Below are 16,381 nucleotides of genomic sequence, written 5' to 3'. Positions count from 1 at the left end.
GACAGCCGGCCGGGAGCGGGGCGTATGGCGCTAGCCAAGGATGCGGCGCGCCGGCGCCGTCCCATGTCACAGATCAACGTGGTGCCCTTCATCGACGTGATGCTGGTGCTGCTGATCATCTTCATGGTGACCGCGCCCCTGCTGCAGCAGGGTGTGGAGGTGGACCTGCCCCAGGCCCGGGCCGAGACCATGGAGCCGGACCCGGACGAGGGCGAACCGGTGGTGGTGACCGTCGCCCGGGACGGGCAGGTGACCCTGAACCAGGGGCCGCAGGTGAACGTGCCCCTGGAACGGGAGGTACTGGGCGAGATCGTCGCGGGGCTGCTCTCCGATCGGCCCGGGGTCCAGGTGTATGTGCGCGGCGACCGCAACGTGGATTACGGCCGGGTGGTGGATGCCATGGTGACCGTGCAGTCCGCCGGGGTGGCCCGGGTGGGGCTGATTACCGATCCCGCGGAGGCGGGCGACTGATGCCATGTGGCAGACCCTGCAAGATCATCCCCGAATCCTGAGCGCCGTTGCGCTGGTCCACCTGCTGCTGTTGCTGGCCATGCTGCTGGGCCTGGAGTTCACGCCGCGGGGCCAGGCCTCGGTGCTGGACGTGTCGGTGCACCAGCCCGATGCCCACCGGGTGATCGAGGCCGTGGCCGTGGATGCGCGCACCTTCGACCGCATCGAGGAGGACAAGCGCGCGGCCGAGCGCGAGCGCATCGAGGCCGAACGCCGCCGGGCGGAGGAGAGGCGCCGGGCCGAGGAGGCCGAACGCCAGCGCCGGGAACAGGCGCGCCAGGAGGAGGCGCGCCGCCAGGAAGAGGCCAGGCGCCAGGCAGAGGCGGAGCGCCGTCGCCAGGCAGAAGCAGAAGCAGAAGCCGAGCGCCAGCGCCAGGAAGAGGCCCGCCGGCAGGCGCAGGCACGGGCGGAGGAGGAACAGCGCCGCCAGGAGGAGGCCAGGCGCCAGGCGGAGGCAGAGGCGCGCCGCGCCGAAGAGGAACGCCGGCGTCAGGAAGAGGCCCGCCGGGCCGAGGAAGAACGCCAGCGCCGGCTGGAAGAGGAACGCCGGGCCGAGGAGGCCAGGCGGCAGGCCGCGTTGCGGGCCGAGGAGGAACGCCTGGCCCGTGAGGAGGATGACCGCAGGCAGGAGGAGCGCCGCATGCAGCTGGCAAGCCTCCGGGGGCAGTATACGGACGCCATCAGGGCTGCCGTCGAGCGCAACTGGCTGCAGCCGAGCGGTTTCCAGTCCGGGCAGATGGCCGTGGTGATCGTGCTCCAGACGCCGGGTGGTTACATTCAGGACGTGCGCATCGAGCGCTGCACCGGCGATGCCGCCTTCTGCCGCTCCGTGGAGGCCGCCGTGCGCAAGGCGGAACCGCTGCCGGATCCGCCCGACCCGGAACTGTTCGCCCGGGAGATCCGGTTTACCTTTGAACCCCGTTGAACCCAGTGCCGGGACACATCATGACATCGACTGCATCTTCGCGAATCCTGCTTCTCCTGGTTCTGTGCCTGCTGCCGTTCGGCGCCCGGGCGGCCCTGGAGATCCGCATCACCCAGGGGGTGGAGGGCGCCATGCCCATTGCCGTCGTGCCTTTCGGCTGGCAGGGGGCGGGGGATCGTGCGCCGGAGGACATCGCGGCCATCGTCCAGGCCAACCTGCACCGCAGCGGCCAGTTCGCGCCCCTGGAACGGGCTCGCATGCCGCAACGCCCGGTGCGCGGCGGGGACGTGAACTTTCGCGCCTGGCGCAACGCGGGGGTGGAGCACGTGGTGATCGGCAGTCTCCAGGCCACGGGCGCCGACGGCTTCAACGTGCAGTTCCAGCTGTTCGACGCGGTCAGCGGGCGCCAGACCACCGGCTACCGGATTCCGGTGTCCGGCCGCGACGATCTGCGCCGGGCCGCCCACAAGATCAGCGATCTCATCTACGAGCAGATCACCGGCACCCGGGGCGCCTTCAGTACCCGGGTGGCCTACGTGAGCGTGACCCGGGCGAACGGTCAGTCCCGTTTCGCGCTCCAGGTGGCGGACGCGGACGGCCACCGCCCGCGCACCATCTTCCGCTCCCCCCAGCCCATCCTCTCGCCGGTGTGGTCCCCGGACGGGCGGCGCCTCGCCTATGTGTCCTTCGAGAACCGGCGCTCCGAGGTCTATATCCAGAACGTGGACGGCAGCGGCCGGGAACTCATCGCGAGCCACGAAGGCATCAACAGCGCGCCGGCCTGGTCCCCGGACGGCCGGCGGATGGCGCTGACCCTGTCCCGGGACGGGGCGCCCGATATCTACGTGATGAATCTCTCGGACCGTACGCTGCGCAAACTCACCGACAGCCGGTCGATCGATACGGAACCCGAGTGGATGCCTGACGGCAGGAGTATCCTGTTCACCTCCGATCGAAGCGGCAATCCGCAGATCTACGAGGTGGACGCGGGCGGCGGGCAGGCGCGCCGCCTGACCTTCGAAGGGCGTTACAACGGCAATGCCGCCGTTTCGCCGGATGGCCGCCTGATCGCTATGGTCCACGGCGACCGGGGGCGGTTCCGGATCGGTGTGCTGGAGCGCGGCAGCCGCCAGCTTCGCCTGCTCACCGACGGCCGCCTGGACGAGGCGCCCAGCTTTGCCCCCAACGGCGGCATGATCATCTATGCCACGGCGGGTGCCGGCGGCCAGGGTGAGCTGGCCGCGGTGAGCGCCGACGGGCGCGTGCGCCAGAGTCTCGTGCTCCAGGAGGGCGAAGTCCGCGAGCCCGCCTGGTCGCCGTTTCTGGATTGAAGACATCAGAGCCGAGATGGACCCAAGATCGGGAACCACTTTCATTCAACGAGGAGTCGTGCCATGAAATCCACGCTGCAGATCCTGTTTGTACTGGTGCTTGCCTTCGCCCTGGGTGCCTGCGCCAAGGCGACGCGCCCCGGCGACGAGGACCCCGCCGCGGTCCGTGACCCGTCCGCACGGCCGGATACGGGTATCGAGACCATGCCCCTGGATCCGGACGGCCGGCTGTTCGCCGATCCGCTGGACGACCCCGACAGCCCGCTGGCAGAGCGCATCGTCTACTTCGAGTTCGATCGCAGTGACATCCGGGCGGAGTACGAACACGTGATCACCGCCCACGGCCAGTACCTGGCGGACAACCCGGGCGTACGGGTGCGCGCCGAGGGCCATACCGACGAGCGGGGCACACGGGAGTACAATCTGGGTCTCGGCGAACGGCGCGCCCAGTCCGTGCAGAGGATGCTGATGCTGCAGGGCGCCCGGGCCGACCAGATCCAGGTGATCAGCTACGGTGAAGAGGTGCCCGCGGCGTTCGGGCGTGACGAGGAATCCTGGGCCCGGAATCGCCGTGTGGAGCTGGTCTATGACCGGGAGGGGATGTAATGGCATTACGTGACAGGGCGCGGGTCCTGATGGTGTCGGCGCTCCTGGTGCCGGGCCTGGCCGCTGCGCAACAGGAGGCCATGCCGGATCCCAGGCAACTGGACGCCCGCATCCAGCGCCTCGAGCGCCTGATGGACAACCAGGCGCTCATGGACATGATGCGCCGCCTGGACGCGCTGGAGCAGGAAGTGCGCGCCATGCGGGGCAGCGCGGAAACCAGCGAGCACGAACTGGAGAACCTGCGCAGCCGGCAGCGGGATCTGTACCTGGATGTGGACCGGCGTCTGCAGGCGCTGGAGGAGGGCGGTGTCCGGGTGGCCCCGGGCCCCGGTCCCGCCCGGCCCGATACCCCCATCGTGGCGGATCCGGCCGATCCCGCGGCACCGGTGGCGCCGGCCCCTGGTGCCGCGGACGAGCAGCAGGTCTACCGGGCCGCCTTCGATCTGCTGCGCGAAGGGCGCTACGATCAGTCGGTGAGCGCGTTCCGTGCCTTTCTGAATGACTATCCGCAAAGCGGACTGGCCGCGAACGCACAATACTGGCTGGGTGAGGCCAAGTATGTGAGTCGGGATTTCGACGGTGCTCTGGTCGAGTTCGAAAAGGTGATGGCTGACTACCCGGACAGCAACAAGATCGGCGACGCGCAGCTCAAGCTGGGGTTCACTCACTATGAACTCGGGCAGTGGGATCGTGCCCGTGCGGCGCTGGAACAGGTGGTGGCGAATCACCAGGGCAGTGCCGTGGCCCGCCTGGCCGAGCAGCGCCTGCGGCGCATGCGCGACGAAGGCAGGTAATCAAAAGGATGCCCCCGTAGGAGCCCGCTCCCGCGGGCGATCCTGCCCCCCGGTTTCGCCCGCGGGGGCGGGATCCTACAATGGCCGATCATCCCTCATCGATCCATCCCCATGCAGACCGACACCGACCGCCTGCGCATCACCGAAATCTTCCTGTCCCTGCAGGGCGAATCCCGGACCGTGGGTTGGCCGACGGTGTTCGTGCGGCTCACCGGCTGTCCGTTGCGTTGCGGTTATTGCGATACCGCCTACGCGTTCACCGGTGGAGAATGGATGTCCGTGGACGCCATCGTGGAGCGGGTGGGTGACTACGGCGTGAGCCATGTGACCGTGACCGGCGGCGAGCCGCTGGCGCAGAAGCCGTGCCACGGGCTGCTGAAGCGCCTGTGTGATGCGGGCCACGAGGTGTCACTGGAGACCAGCGGTGCCCTGGATGTGGCCGGCGTCGATCCCCGGGTGGTGAAGGTCATGGATCTGAAGACGCCGGGTTCCGGCGAGTGCGCGCGCAATCGTTTCGAGAACCTGCGCTACCTGTCGCTCCAGGACCAGGTGAAGTTCGTCATCTGCGACCGGGCCGACTACGAATGGGCCAGGCAGACCGTGGCCACCCATGACATCAGTGCCCGCTGCGAGGTACTGTTCTCCCCCGGACACGGACAGCTCCCGGCACGCGAACTGGCCGACTGGATCATCGCCGACCGCCTGGACGTGCGCTTCCAGATCCAGTTGCACAAGTACCTGTGGGGGGAGGAAGCGGGGCGATGAAGTACGAAGTGTGAATTTGGAGTGAAGTACGAAGTGTGAATTTGGAAGTGGGAATGACCGTCCGAACCGGGATTCTGGATGTTCGAAATCAAGGTCTTTGCATCCAACTTCCCAATTCGCACTTCGCACTTCGCACTTCATCGCCCGTCCCGATCTGCCCCGCCTCACCAAAGTAAGTATCACTCGATGAAAAACGCAGTCGTCCTTCTCTCCGGCGGCATGGATTCCGCCACCGTTCTGGCCATGGCCCGTGAACAGGGCTATGCATGCCATGCCCTGAGTTTTCGCTACGGGCAACGCCACGCCGTGGAGCTTCAGGCAGCGGGCCGTGTGGCCGACGCCCTGGGCGCCCGGGATCATCGTATCGTTGATCTGGACCTTTCCGTGTTCGGTGGATCGGCGCTCACGGATACAAGCATCGCGGTGCCCCGGGAGCCGTCTGAAGGCATTCCGGTGACCTACGTGCCTGCGCGGAACACCGTATTCCTGTCCATCGCCCTGGCCTGGGCGGAGGTGCTTCCGGCCCGGGATATCTTCATTGGCGTCAACGCGGTGGACTATTCCGGGTATCCGGACTGCCGTCCGGCATTCATCGAGGCCTTCCAGCGGCTGGCCAATCTGGCCACACGCTCAGGCGTGGAGGGACCGGGGTTCACCATCCATGCGCCCCTGCAGCAAATGAGCAAGGCGGACATCATCCGGCGCGGACACGACCTGGGCGTGGATTTCGCCGCCACCGTGTCCTGCTACTCGGCGGACGCAGAGGGCCGGGCCTGCGGCGTCTGCGATGCATGCCGGCTGCGTGCGCGAGGTTTTGCCGAGGCGGGTGTGGAGGATGCCACCCGTTACAGGAAGCCCTGATCCGCGGCAGTTGCCGGGACCTTCCCGGGAGCCCGTGTTGTCAAATCATGACACCCATCCTGCCTGGGGGTATAATCCCGCGCCGGAAGCGGTCGGACCATGCACACCCGCCCAAATCGAGGGGTTGGGCGTCCGATCGCAGTCAATCTCGGGGTCTCGCCCTCGACACGCGTTCGTCGCTGGAGGAATAACATGGTTTTCGAGAGCTTCCCGACCGCAGCGGCGGTGGTGCTGGGCGCCACCTTCGTGCTGGCATTCATCCTGGGCGCCGTGGCCAACAAGGCCAATTTCTGCACCATGGGCGCGGTTTCCGACTGGGTCAATATGGGTGATCTGGGCCGCATGCGCGCCTGGATACTGGCCATTGCGGTCGCCATGCTGGGCGTGGTGGTGTTCGAGTCCATGGGCCTGGTCGATGCCGATGGCGCCTTCCCCCCGTATCGCATGGCCAATTTCAACTGGATTGCCCATGCGCTCGGCGGCTTCATGTTCGGTATCGGCATGACCTTCGGCAGCGGCTGCGGCAGCAAGACACTGATACGTGTTGGTGGCGGCAATATCAAGTCCCTGATGGTCATGCTCGTCATTGCCGTCATCGCCTTCTGGCTGACGACCAGGCAACCGGTGTTCGGCACGGGGGAGACGCTCTATCAACTGATGTTTGGCTGGACCAACCAGTTGTCCATCACCATGAGCGGCGGTCAGGACCTGGGTTCCATCGTCGCAAGCGGCGAGGCTGCCGTGTGGGCCCGCCTGATCATCGGGCTGGTCCTGGGCCTGTTGCTGCTGTACTGGGTATTCAAGGCGGCCGACTTCCGTTCCAGCTTCGACAATATCCTGGGCGGCCTGGTGGTCGGCCTGGTGGTGATCGGCGCCTGGTACGTGACCAGCAGCGTCCAGGTGACCGACGGCATGGATACCTACGAGATGCGTGCCTACATACAGGATTGGGACTTCCTGGCTGATGATCCCGAAGGCCGCCCCGCGGAGGCCATGCCCTGGTCCAGTCAGTCGTTCACCTTTATCAACCCCATGGGGCAATCCCTGCGCTATGTGATGGCCGGCTTCGACAACTCGGTGCTCTTCTTCGGCGTCATCTCCCTTGTTGGCGTGATCCTGGGTTCGCTGTTCTGGGCCCTGGTGAGCAAGCGTTTCCGTATCGAGTGGTTCGCCTCCTTCCGCGATTTCGTGAACCACTTCATTGGTGCCGTACTCATGGGCGTCGGTGGTGTTCTCGCCATGGGTTGCACCGTTGGTCAGGCCATCACCGGCACATCCACCCTCGCCCTGGGGGGGTTCCTGACATTCGCCACCATTGTTCTGGGTGCGGCGCTCACCATGAAGGTGCAGTACTACAAGATGGTCTACGAAGACGAGGCCACGTTCCTCAAGGCACTGGTCACGGGTCTGGTGGATCTCAAGCTGCTGCCCGGCAGCATGCGCAAGCTGGAAGCGGTCTGAGGAAGGCCCGGGGCCTCTCGGGGCCCCGGCCGTGTTATTTGCCCGCAAGCCCGCGTCCGCGCGGGCTTGTGATTTGGGCGGAGCATAGTAAGATAACCGCCTTTCGGTGACGGCCCAGTCCGTTGCCGGTCCCTCCGGATACGGGTCGTTAGCTCAGTTGGTAGAGCAGGAGACTTTTAATCTCTTGGTCGTAGGTTCGAGTCCTACACGACCCACCATTTAATCACGCGCTTACGAAGCCCGGCATATGCCAGGTTTTTCGTGGGTCACAGAATGGTCACCGTTGATTCGTGCGCTGTGGCAGCAGCCCTGGTCCCTTCCCCAAGGCAGGTCTTCGTCCTCAACGGAAATACCGTGGTCTGTCCCGGTTTCCGTCCCCGGTTTCCCCCGCGCAACTGAGCCTTGGAAGCCTAATTCGGCCCCCAAATCGGGGAACCCGTGCTTCGAGCGGACATGGGTTGAGGGGCTGGCCTTGCTATGACTGAAGATCACGGTCCATGTGAATGTGGCGCGATTATTGAAATGCGCCACTTTGCTCACCATGCTCGGCCATATTGTGTTGTCTGTCCCAGGTGCCCGATGCCCCGAACCATCTCCCAGTCTGTCGGCGGTTTTCCTGCGGGCGCGTGTCAACGGCAACTGAAAACTGACCCACTTTAACGGAATTTCTGCAAAGTAAAATTGACCCACCCGGCGAGCTGTTGTCGCTGGTTGGGGCTTCAAGATCCCCGCCGTGTGTTTCTCCCTCAGCCTGTAGCTATCCCCTTTGGTCTGGATGGCATGGGAGTGATGCAGGTTGCGATCCAGTATGGCGGCGGCCAAGGCGCCAAACGAGATTCGGTCCCGGGTGGCGGCCGTTGCCGGCGGGACAGCGGCGATGGGCATCGGAGTATTCAGTGTGAACCGCGAGACAACGATCAGGCCACGCGGAGTAGCACGGGGCGATGCCGGAACCAGGTGGGAGGCGCCGCAGGGGCGGCCCTGCTCGACGGCGCAGCGCAAACCACGAAAAATCAATTACTTATGATGAATACTGGGACCGGCCGTCACCGGGCCCTTCATTGCCTCGCCAAACGGTGACAGGCTTCGAATCATCCCCGTCACGGGTTGCTACTATCAGTTATATACGCCTTCGCTTCGGCGCGCTCTGTGGCGCCGGATATGCGGGCACGCGTGTATGTGGGCGTGTCCCCCCATACCGTTGGACGGCGGCATGGCCGCCTGGAGGACACCATGGGGAACCAGGAGCGTAAACCCGGGGGGCGGCGGAGATGCGCCCTCGCAGTTCTGTTGGGGATTGTTCTGTTCGTGACGGCGTCGGCGGATGCGGATCCAGCGGAGCCTCCGGGGTTCGAGGCCTTGCGACAGGCGGCGGATCTCGGGTCGGTGATGGATCAGGCCGTACTGGGGAACCTGTACCTGCATGGCACCGCAGTGCCCCGGGACTTTGACAAGGCCTTCCACTGGCTGGACAGGGCCGCGCAGCAGGGCGGGGCACCCGCGCAGCACGATCTCGGGTACATGTACTACAACGGTCACGGGGTCGCCCGGGATCATCATCAGGCGATGCGCTGGTACCGCAAGGCGGCAGTCCAGGGTTTCGGGCCTTCACAACTGGGACTGGGCGTGATGTACGCGCTGGGCCAGGGTGTGCCGCAGGACTACGTCCTGGCCCACAAGTGGGCCCACCTGGCCGCGGCCCACATGGATCCGTCCGAAGGCGTACTGCGACTTGAGCCGGGGCAGCGTGAGGCCGCCATGAGATATCGTGATGCGGTGGCGGTCCACATGACCCGGGAGCAGGTCGAGCAGGCGCGGCGGCTGGCCGATGCCTGGCAGCAGGAGGCTGCGCAGCGGGGTCGATAGCGTTTCGCGGGGCCGGGTGTCCTGCCGGGCGCATGTTGCGGGGACGGCGAGGGGTTCGTTCCTCGCGGAACGCGTGACGGCGTTCGTGGGAAGCGTATGGCCCGGACCACGACCGGCCGGGGCGGCCTTGGTTGCGGTGGTTTCAGGCAAAAAAGAGGCCCGCCGGAGATCCGGCGGGCCTGTGGCGTTCCGTGCGGGTCGTTCCCGTAGGAGCCCGGTCCTCCGGGCGATTCTGCCCAGGCCAGGCCCCGTTCGCCCGGAGGACCGGGCTCCTACGTGTGTGTTGCCTCCGTGTAGGAGCCCAGTCCTCTGGGCGATTTTGCCGAGGCCGAGGCCTGTTTCGCCCGGGGGACCGGGCTCCTACAGGGGGGGTGAACAACCTGTGGGGCGATTCCGGCTAGAGTTTCTCCAGGCCCGGGTTGTCTCCCATGCCCTTGATCAGGGGCACGTTCAGTTCGCCCGCCCGGATGGTCTTGTGGTCACGCAGGTACTCGGCGGTGACGTCCCAGATCTTGCGGCCGGTGTCACCCGCGGGCTGTTCCTGCACGCTCGCCCAGCCGGCCACGACGTAGGTCTTGTTCGGGTCGATGGGCTTGCCGTCCAGTTCCATGTCGGAGATGCGGTTGCCCATGGCCCCGCCGGGCTCGATCGCGTACTTCAGTCCGCCCACGCGGACCATGTCGCCGCCCTGCTGATAGAAGGGGTCTTCATTGAACAGGTTGTCGGCCACGTCCTCGAGCACGGTCTTGATCATCTCGCCGGTCATCTCGTTGCGGGTCACGGCGGGGTAGGTCAGGCCGGTCTGGTCCATGACGTGCTCGAAGGTGATCTTCTGGCCGGGCAGGACTGAGGTGCCCCAGCGGAAGCCGGGCGAGAAGGCGATCTCGGCGTCCACCTGTTCCATAAGGGCGTCGCAGATCACCTGGTCGAAGGTACCATTGAAGTTGCCCCGGCGGTAGAGCAGTTCCTCGGCCTCGGCGATCTCCTCGGAGAGCTTCTCCTGCATGTTGAAGGTCTCGCCGTCGTAGGTGACCGACTGGTTGCGCATGTTGGTGATGTACTCGGCGATCTCGCGGTCCGGCTCGATGAGGTTGGCGAACACCGGCAGTAGCTTGTACTGGTAGCCCTGCACCTGGCCGTTGCGCACGTCGAGGTCGAGCACGCCCAGGAACTTGGTGTTGGAGCCGGCGTTGGTCACCAGGCAGGTGTGGCCGTTGGGGCTCTTGACCTCGAGCGGCTGGGGCACGGCGTCATGGGTATGGCCGCCCATGATGGCGTCGATGCCGTCCACCAGGCCGGCCATCTTGATGTCCACGTCCATGCCGTTGTGGGACAGCACGACCACCACCTCGGCGCCCTCGGCGCGGGCATCGTTGACGGTCTCCTGCATCTGGCGGTGGCGGATACCGAACGACCATTCGGCCACCATGTAACGGGGATTGGCGATGGGCGTATAGGGGAACGACTGGCCGATCACGGCGACGTTCACGCCGTTCAGATTCTTGATGACGTAGGGCTTGAAGACCCGTTCCTCCCAGTCCACGTCGACCACGTTCTGGGCCACGAAATCGATGTGGCCGGCGAAGTCGTTCTCGACGACCTCCTTCACCCGGTCGGCGCCGAAGGTGTATTCCCAGTGGCCGGTCATGATGTCCACGCCGACCAGCTTCTGGATGTCCACCATGTCCTGGGCGTTGGTCCAGAGGCCCGTGCCGGATCCGCCGCCCCAGGTGTCGCCCCCGTCGAGCAGCAGGGCACCCGGGCGCTGGGCGCGGATGTTCTTGACCAGGGTGGCGAAGTGCGCAAAGCCGCCCACCTTGCCGTATCTCTCCGCCAGTTCGACGAAGTCCAGGTAGGTGTAGGCGTGAGACCAGAGGCTCGGATGCTCGATGTTGTAGTACTCGAGCAGGCGCTTGCCGACGATGTGCGGCGGACGCCCGTGCATGTCGCCGACCCCCAGGTTGATGTTGGGCTCCCGGAAGTAGATCGGCAGCAGCTGCCCGTGGCAGTCGGTGTAGTGCATCAGGCTGACATTGCCGTAGGGCTTCAGCTCGTAGGGATTGCTGGGGCCGTTGGCGGCGGCCCGATTGGCGCCGTTGTTGCCCGGGGCGGCATCGTTTCCACAGCCGCTGAGGCTGAAGCCGGCGGCACTGGCCGCGGCGAGGACCTGCAGGAATTCTCGGCGGGATAGATTCATAACGGGATGTCCTCCAAACTTGGTCTGCGATCGGGCGTGATGGTGATCTTGTCGTCGAGGGGGCCAGCGCATGCCGGGCAACGGGCCTGCCGCGCACATCCGGGGAAAGACGCGTCCGGGGACGGGATTATTCCACCGGCTTCTCGCATGTGGTCCGTCGTCCGTCCAAGGGCTGCCTGAAACGTAAAACCGGGCTCCTTTCGGAGCCCGGTTGCGGGGACAGTGTATCAGCCGATCTGCACGTCGGTGGAGTCGGACTCGCCCTTGTTGTCGACCCAGGAGAGGGTGAGGGTGTCGCCGGCCGAGGCGCCGGTGAACTCGAACGACAGGTAGGGGTTGCGCGAGATGGCCGGACCCCAGTTGGCGGTCAGCACATGACGGCCGCCGACCTCTGCCTTGACTTCCTTGATGTAGTGGGCGGGGATGGCCTCGCCGGCCTTGTCCTTGCGCTGGCCGGTCTCCATGGGGTGGCTCATCAGGGCGCGCACGTTGGTGGTGTCGCCGCTGATCTGAGCACGTACTCGAATGCTGGACATGATGGTGTCTCCTTCAATGAATGCTGGCTGTGGGCGTGAGGGGCGTGCTTAGCCGCCGCACCCGCCGATGGTGACCTTGACTTCCTTGGAGGCGCTGTAGAGCCGGCCATTGGCCTTGACCACGGCGACCACATCGGAGGTCTCGCCCATCTTGATACGCGTGGAGACCACCGGCTTGGCGCCCTCGCCGAGCTCATAGGAGGAGGTCAGCGGGAAGTTGGCGTTGGTCACGAGCAGGGCCACGCTGGTGGCACCGCTGATGCCCGATTCGATGGAGATCGGCACCACGGCGCCGTTCTCGGCGATGTCCGGGGCCTGGATGGAGACGTCGCCGTCGCTGAGCGAGTCCGAGCCCATGGCGGCGCTCAGGGCATCGGACAGGGACTGGGCCTGGAAGGCGGCCTCGGGCCAGGCGGCCAGGACGGTGCGGGGGGCCAGCAGGCCCGCGCCCACGGCGACACCCACCGCGCCTGCGGCCAGGGTGCCCTTGAGAAACACTCGACGCTTGCTGTTCATGTGGACTCCAGAAGTTGTTGTGTGGTTGCGGTTGTATATTGTATTCGGCGGCCGTGAATCGCGGTGCCTCGGCCCCTCATCGGGGCCGCGCTTCGGGCGGATCACTCGGACAGGCTCCGGACGTCCGCGCCCGAATTCCGGTCATGGGAACCCCCGGAAGCAGGTCTTTCGCTTCTCAATCCGCGAGGATCATGGGTCGGGGGCACAGGCGCGCCGAGCCACAAGGGTACCCGTTTCCTGTCACATGGCAATGCCGGAATTTGAATATAAGAACATTCCGAAATAAAGGCAGGGCGAGTCACCGCCAAGGTCGGGACGCTAACGGACCCAATCCCGCACGATATTCCGCTTGTCGCGGACCCGTTCCTCCACGAAGGCTGTCAGGTCGGGGGCCTGAAGAGCCATTTCGAGCTGGTGAAGGGACTCCCCATAGCGTCCAAGGTAGAAATAATACTCTGCCATGGTTTCGTGGCTGACGGCACGCTGCCCGGCCTGATCAGCGGCGCGTGCCTTCAGGCGTATGAGCTGGGGGTCATCCGGGGACTGGGCAAGATATCGGTCCAGCAATGCCAGCGCATCCTCGGGCCGGCGGGCATCCAGCAGGACCTCGGCATAGGCGTGAATCACCGGCGCGTGGCGGGGGTAGATGTCATTGAGGCCCTCCAGAATCGAGAGGGCATCGGCGAGCCGGCGCTCACGTTGCGCGATTTCGGCGCGCAGCAGCTGCAGGGACAGGCGCGGTGCATCCTCATCCGTAAGGGCATCGATGGCCTCCCGTGCGGCCGTGGTCTCTCCGCGTTCCAGGAGGGCAACCGCGTAGCCATAGCGGGCCTCCGGTTTGTCCTGATCGCGGCCCCGCTGGAACTCCGCCACGGTTTGGGCGGCATCGATACGTGCCTTGACGCGGGCCAGCGTGAAGACGAACTCGGTGGAGTCCCGACGATAGTCCCGGTCCTCATACTGATCCGCACGCGCGCGGCTGTCGCTGATTCGCGCGGTCGTGACCGGGTGGGTGCGCAGGAAATCGGGGATGCTGTCGGGATTGGCCCGGCTCAGTTGCAGCATGCGTTCGAAAAAGCGTGGCATGGAATGGGGGTCGTATTCCGCAGCCGCCAGGATGGAGATACCGATACGGTCGGCCTCCTGCTCATTGGCGCGGGTGTGGTTGATGCGCGCCTGGGTGCCGGCGGCCATGCCCCCGACGATGGCGGCCTGTCCCAGTTGGGGGTCGTAGGCAGCGGCAATGATGCCGGCCAGCATGGCGAGCCCGGTGGCGAGATCGATGCGGGCGCTGTCCGCGTACATGCGCGCCAGATGGCGCTGGGTGACGTGTGCGATCTCATGGGCGATCACGGCCGCCAGTTCTGATTCATCACGGGCCGCCGCAATCAGGCCCGTATTGACACCCACGATGCCGCCGGGCATGGCGAAGGCGTTGATGCGCGGGTCGTCCACCACCAGGAAACGGAAATGGGCGTGGGCGTCCGGTGTGCTGGAAACCAGCCGCTGCCCCAGGGCCTGCACATAGGCGTTAATGAGCGGATCCTGTTCCAGGGGCAGGGTGCGGCGCACCTCGCGCAGCAGCGTACGGCCCAGTTGCTGTTCCTGGCCGGGCGAAAGCGTGGCCGCCGAAGGATCGCCCATGTCCGGCAGGTTGAGGTCCGCGGACAGGGTGCCCGGCACCGCGATGGCGAGCATCAGGAGCAGGCACACGTTGTGGAAGAAGTGGCGCAATGCTTGGCGGTATGGTTGAGGGTCGGTCATCGGCCGCCCGGAGCGCATGCACGGGCCGCCATGCGGTGCCCGCAGGTGCAGATGTCGGTCCGGAGCGGTTTGCCGGTGGCCCTGACGGGTCTCACCGGGTGACATGGCCGGGCTGTGTTGCTGCTCTGTTCCAGGGTCTCATCTCCTGACCGGACGGGGCTGGACATGCGGGGTCATATACGATGCCGTGGTCCGACATATTATGACACTGCGGTGGCACGGGCGTTCAGCCCCTGCGGCAAGGTCGATACGGATCGTCATATCTGCCGGAGCAGATGCATTGGCTAAAAGATTGAATATTAGAATATGATTATTGTCGGTTTGTAGGCCTGATTCCATGAGGAGGTTTGTTTGTGTACGGATTCAAGGAAATCGACGTGAGCACCCTGTGGCAGTGGCGCGATGCCGGCAAGGCGTTCCGCTTGCTGGACGTGCGGACGCCCTCGGAGACCGCGCGAGGAGTCATCAGCGGGGCCTCGTTACTCCCCATGCACCTGTTGCCCCTGCGGTTGCAGGACCTGGACGAAGAAGAACCCCTGATCATCTATTGCCGGACCGGAGCCCGCTCGGCGCAGGTTTGTGCCTTTCTTGCCCAGCACGGTTTCACAGAGGTCTACAATCTGCGGGGAGGCGTCGCGGCATGGGCCCAGGCAGGCCTGGGTCTGGAGGATCCGGCACCGGCACCTGTGCAAACGGCTTCAATAAGGTAAGCTGTTAGCCGCATAGAAAATATTGAATGGCACCCCGAGGGTCCGGGCTTGTAGCTTGTTAGAGTTTGAATATAAGAATATAAGATTTACCTTTTCGTAGCCGGAAAGGTACCCACGAGAACGTATTCATTGAGGAGATTGGAACAATGGCTAATTTCGATCAGGAACTCGACGCGTCCGGGCTGAACTGCCCCCTGCCCATCCTGCGCGCCAAGAAGTCCCTGGCATCCATGAGCAGCGGACAGGTGCTGCATATCATCGCCACCGACCCCGGTGCGGTGAAGGATTTCGAGGCCTTTGCCAAGCAGACCGGCAACGAGCTTCTGGAAAGCCGCGAGGATGGCGGCAAGTTCTACTTCCTGATGAAGAAGAACTGATCGGGCCCGAACTCTGAAAAAGACCGCGCCGCCGCTTCCGGCTCCTCCGGCAGCGGCGGTTCCTTTGCCACAACCATCCCCTGGTTTGTGGCCGCGATACCCCCCCTCCTTCGGGTCGTTAACCGGGCAGCGTCACGGCCTGTCGGTCACTGACCGGCACGATCAACCCTGGCCATCTCCCCGTTTCGCGATCCCCCCTGGTCCTGTGACCATGGCGGGTGTACTCACGGGTTGCAAGGTCCGAAACGGACAGGCGCCTCGACGTTTCCAGTGGCTCGATCATCCCCCCGTAGGAGCCCGGTCCCCCGGGCGAAAGGGGCTTTGGCCTGGGAAGGATCGCCCGGGGGACCGGGCTCCTACGGTTGTTGTGGCTGTGTTGACTGGGATGGATGTCACCGGAAGGTGATGCCACGAAGGACTCGCCCGCCACGCGGAACGGTACGTGAAGCTCATTGATTTTACTCGTGATGCGGGGCATGGGAGCCTGATATGCGCGTTTGCCAGCCCGCTTCACGGGGGTATAAAATTGCTCGATCGGCCGACGTCAACCGGGAGGCTGATCACGTCATCAAGAGCCAGCGTGCTGGCCGGCCTCATCCCGAGGCGCGATTAGCGGATAGCCTTTGATAACAGGGACGGAACTTCCGGGTTCGTCCTGACCCGCGGGTTGGTCCATCCATAAGAATGTACCGGAGGAAAGCATGGGCTTAGTACGGGGATGTGATATTCCTGAAGACCTGATGTACAGCATCGACAACAACGTGTGGGTGCGTCAGGAGGCTGACGGCACCGCCACGGTCGGCATGACCTCCTATGCGGGTTCCCTCGCCGGTCAGATGGTTTCCTACACCCCGAAGAAGGTGGGCCGGGAAGTAAAAAAGGACAAGTCCTGTGCCACGATGGAATCCGGCAAATGGGTGGGTCCGGCCAAGACCCCCGTGACCGGCGAGATCGTCGCCATCAATGATGCGGTGGCCGCAAGGCCGAGTCTCATCAATGAAGACCCCTACGGAGAGGGTTGGCTGGTCAGGCTCAAGCCCGCCGACTGGGATGGCGAGTCCGGCGACCTGAAGACCGGCGCCGAGGCGTTGGCCGCCTTCGAGGCCAAGATGGACGAGGACGGATTCGGCGGCTGCTGAGATCGCGGCGTGAAATCCGAGGC

16 protein-coding genes, 1 tRNA gene and 1 pseudogene are annotated in these 16,381 nt (G+C 65.0%); 13 read left to right on the top strand and 5 right to left on the bottom strand.

Translation table 11 applies throughout. The features are described from left to right. Positions 1–24: 24 nt before the first annotated feature. The 9 genes from tolR to THITHI_RS0105345 all read left to right on the top strand — a co-directional run bounded on the left by tolR (position 25) and on the right by THITHI_RS0105345 (position 7,471). The gene (tolR, locus tag THITHI_RS0105385) at positions 25–471 is read left to right on the top strand and encodes a protein TolR (RefSeq protein ID WP_018232055.1); all 447 of its coding nucleotides are present in this window, start codon (positions 25–27) and stop codon (positions 469–471) included. A 4-nt stretch (positions 472–475) separates the two neighbouring features. After that, entirely contained in the window at positions 476–1,435 is a 960-nt protein-coding gene (gene tolA / locus THITHI_RS0105380) for a cell envelope integrity protein TolA (RefSeq protein ID WP_018232054.1), read from the top strand. Between the two features lie 20 nt (positions 1,436–1,455). Further along, on the top strand, positions 1,456–2,766 hold the full coding sequence (tolB, locus tag THITHI_RS0105375) for a Tol-Pal system beta propeller repeat protein TolB (RefSeq protein WP_018232053.1): 1,311 nt from the start codon (positions 1,456–1,458) through the stop codon (positions 2,764–2,766). A 63-nt stretch (positions 2,767–2,829) separates the two neighbouring features. Then, positions 2,830–3,372, top strand: a complete 543-nt coding sequence (pal, locus tag THITHI_RS0105370) for a peptidoglycan-associated lipoprotein Pal (RefSeq protein WP_018232052.1) — start codon at positions 2,830–2,832, stop codon at positions 3,370–3,372. After that, a complete protein-coding gene (gene ybgF, locus THITHI_RS0105365) occupies positions 3,372–4,166 on the top strand; it encodes a tol-pal system protein YbgF (protein ID WP_018232051.1) in 795 nt (264 codons plus the stop codon). Before pal ends, ybgF begins: the two co-directional genes overlap by 1 nt. Positions 4,167–4,277: 111 nt before the next feature. Further along, on the top strand, positions 4,278–4,931 hold the full coding sequence (queE, locus tag THITHI_RS0105360; RefSeq protein WP_018232050.1) for a 7-carboxy-7-deazaguanine synthase QueE: 654 nt from the start codon (positions 4,278–4,280) through the stop codon (positions 4,929–4,931). Between the two features lie 186 nt (positions 4,932–5,117). Further along, positions 5,118–5,792, top strand: a complete 675-nt coding sequence (gene queC / locus THITHI_RS0105355; RefSeq protein ID WP_026186078.1) for a 7-cyano-7-deazaguanine synthase QueC — start codon at positions 5,118–5,120, stop codon at positions 5,790–5,792. 192 nt (positions 5,793–5,984) lie between these two features. Beyond that, complete coding sequence (locus THITHI_RS0105350; protein ID WP_018232048.1) at positions 5,985–7,253, top strand: YeeE/YedE family protein; 1,269 nt, start codon at positions 5,985–5,987, stop codon at positions 7,251–7,253. Positions 7,254–7,395: 142 nt separating this feature from the next. Continuing rightward, positions 7,396–7,471 (top strand) — tRNA-Lys (locus THITHI_RS0105345). 484 nt (positions 7,472–7,955) lie between these two features. Here THITHI_RS0105345 and THITHI_RS20985 read toward each other — a convergent pair. Further along, positions 7,956–8,078: pseudogene (locus THITHI_RS20985) on the bottom strand (ATP-binding protein); the annotation flags it as partial. A gap of 483 nt (positions 8,079–8,561) precedes the next feature. Between THITHI_RS20985 and THITHI_RS18520 the strand changes: the two are divergent. After that, positions 8,562–9,119, top strand: a complete 558-nt coding sequence (locus THITHI_RS18520; protein ID WP_198005579.1) for a tetratricopeptide repeat protein — start codon at positions 8,562–8,564, stop codon at positions 9,117–9,119. 397 nt (positions 9,120–9,516) lie between these two features. On the opposite strand, the gene soxB is transcribed toward THITHI_RS18520, so the two are convergent. The 4 genes from soxB to THITHI_RS0105320 form a co-directional block, all read right to left on the bottom strand. Further along, the gene (gene soxB, locus THITHI_RS0105335) at positions 9,517–11,316 is read right to left on the bottom strand and encodes a thiosulfohydrolase SoxB (RefSeq protein ID WP_018232046.1); all 1,800 of its coding nucleotides are present in this window, start codon (positions 11,314–11,316) and stop codon (positions 9,517–9,519) included. Positions 11,317–11,543: 227 nt separating this feature from the next. Beyond that, a complete protein-coding gene (soxZ, locus tag THITHI_RS0105330) occupies positions 11,544–11,852 on the bottom strand; it encodes a thiosulfate oxidation carrier complex protein SoxZ (RefSeq protein ID WP_018232045.1) in 309 nt (102 codons plus the stop codon). 48 nt (positions 11,853–11,900) lie between these two features. After that, on the bottom strand, positions 11,901–12,368 hold the full coding sequence (gene soxY, locus THITHI_RS0105325) for a thiosulfate oxidation carrier protein SoxY (protein ID WP_018232044.1): 468 nt from the start codon (positions 12,366–12,368) through the stop codon (positions 11,901–11,903). 318 nt (positions 12,369–12,686) lie between these two features. Further along, positions 12,687–14,132 (bottom strand): M48 family metalloprotease, encoded by a 1,446-nt coding sequence (locus THITHI_RS0105320; protein WP_033337085.1) that lies wholly within the window; start codon positions 14,130–14,132, stop codon positions 12,687–12,689. A gap of 353 nt (positions 14,133–14,485) precedes the next feature. On the opposite strand from THITHI_RS0105320, the gene THITHI_RS18515 reads away from it, so the two are divergent. From THITHI_RS18515 to gcvH, 3 genes are all read left to right on the top strand, one after another. Beyond that, positions 14,486–14,842: a rhodanese-like domain-containing protein gene (locus THITHI_RS18515; RefSeq protein ID WP_033336906.1), complete on the top strand. Its 357-nt coding sequence runs from the start codon at positions 14,486–14,488 to the stop codon at positions 14,840–14,842. 146 nt (positions 14,843–14,988) lie between these two features. After that, positions 14,989–15,219, top strand: coding sequence for a sulfurtransferase TusA family protein (locus THITHI_RS0105310; protein ID WP_018232041.1), 231 nt, complete (start codon positions 14,989–14,991; stop codon positions 15,217–15,219). A gap of 701 nt (positions 15,220–15,920) precedes the next feature. Continuing rightward, positions 15,921–16,358, top strand: coding sequence for a glycine cleavage system protein GcvH (gene gcvH / locus THITHI_RS0105305; RefSeq protein ID WP_083908663.1), 438 nt, complete (start codon positions 15,921–15,923; stop codon positions 16,356–16,358). Positions 16,359–16,381 lie beyond the last annotated feature (23 nt).

Source organism: Thioalkalivibrio thiocyanodenitrificans ARhD 1 (assembly GCF_000378965.1).
GTDB lineage: Bacteria > Pseudomonadota > Gammaproteobacteria > Ectothiorhodospirales > Ectothiorhodospiraceae > Thioalkalivibrio_A > Thioalkalivibrio_A thiocyanodenitrificans.
The sequence above is the reverse complement of the archived record's forward strand: the minus strand, read 5'-3'. Positions and strand labels throughout refer to the sequence as shown.

Coding starts and splice junctions, on each gene's coding strand:
- THITHI_RS0105350 (WP_018232048.1), top strand. CDS start 5,985: ATGGTTTTCGAGAGCTTCCCGACCGCAGCGGCGGTGGTGCTGGGCGCC.
- gcvH (WP_083908663.1), top strand. CDS start 15,921: ATGGGCTTAGTACGGGGATGTGATATTCCTGAAGACCTGATGTACAGC.
- ybgF (WP_018232051.1), top strand. CDS start 3,372: ATGGCATTACGTGACAGGGCGCGGGTCCTGATGGTGTCGGCGCTCCTG.
- queE (WP_018232050.1), top strand. CDS start 4,278: ATGCAGACCGACACCGACCGCCTGCGCATCACCGAAATCTTCCTGTCC.
- THITHI_RS0105320 (WP_033337085.1), bottom strand. CDS start 14,132: ATGACCGACCCTCAACCATACCGCCAAGCATTGCGCCACTTCTTCCAC.
- tolR (WP_018232055.1), top strand. CDS start 25: ATGGCGCTAGCCAAGGATGCGGCGCGCCGGCGCCGTCCCATGTCACAG.
- soxB (WP_018232046.1), bottom strand. CDS start 11,316: ATGAATCTATCCCGCCGAGAATTCCTGCAGGTCCTCGCCGCGGCCAGT.
- tolA (WP_018232054.1), top strand. CDS start 476: ATGTGGCAGACCCTGCAAGATCATCCCCGAATCCTGAGCGCCGTTGCG.
- queC (WP_026186078.1), top strand. CDS start 5,118: ATGAAAAACGCAGTCGTCCTTCTCTCCGGCGGCATGGATTCCGCCACC.
- soxZ (WP_018232045.1), bottom strand. CDS start 11,852: ATGTCCAGCATTCGAGTACGTGCTCAGATCAGCGGCGACACCACCAAC.
- soxY (WP_018232044.1), bottom strand. CDS start 12,368: ATGAACAGCAAGCGTCGAGTGTTTCTCAAGGGCACCCTGGCCGCAGGC.
- tolB (WP_018232053.1), top strand. CDS start 1,456: ATGACATCGACTGCATCTTCGCGAATCCTGCTTCTCCTGGTTCTGTGC.
- THITHI_RS0105310 (WP_018232041.1), top strand. CDS start 14,989: ATGGCTAATTTCGATCAGGAACTCGACGCGTCCGGGCTGAACTGCCCC.
- pal (WP_018232052.1), top strand. CDS start 2,830: ATGAAATCCACGCTGCAGATCCTGTTTGTACTGGTGCTTGCCTTCGCC.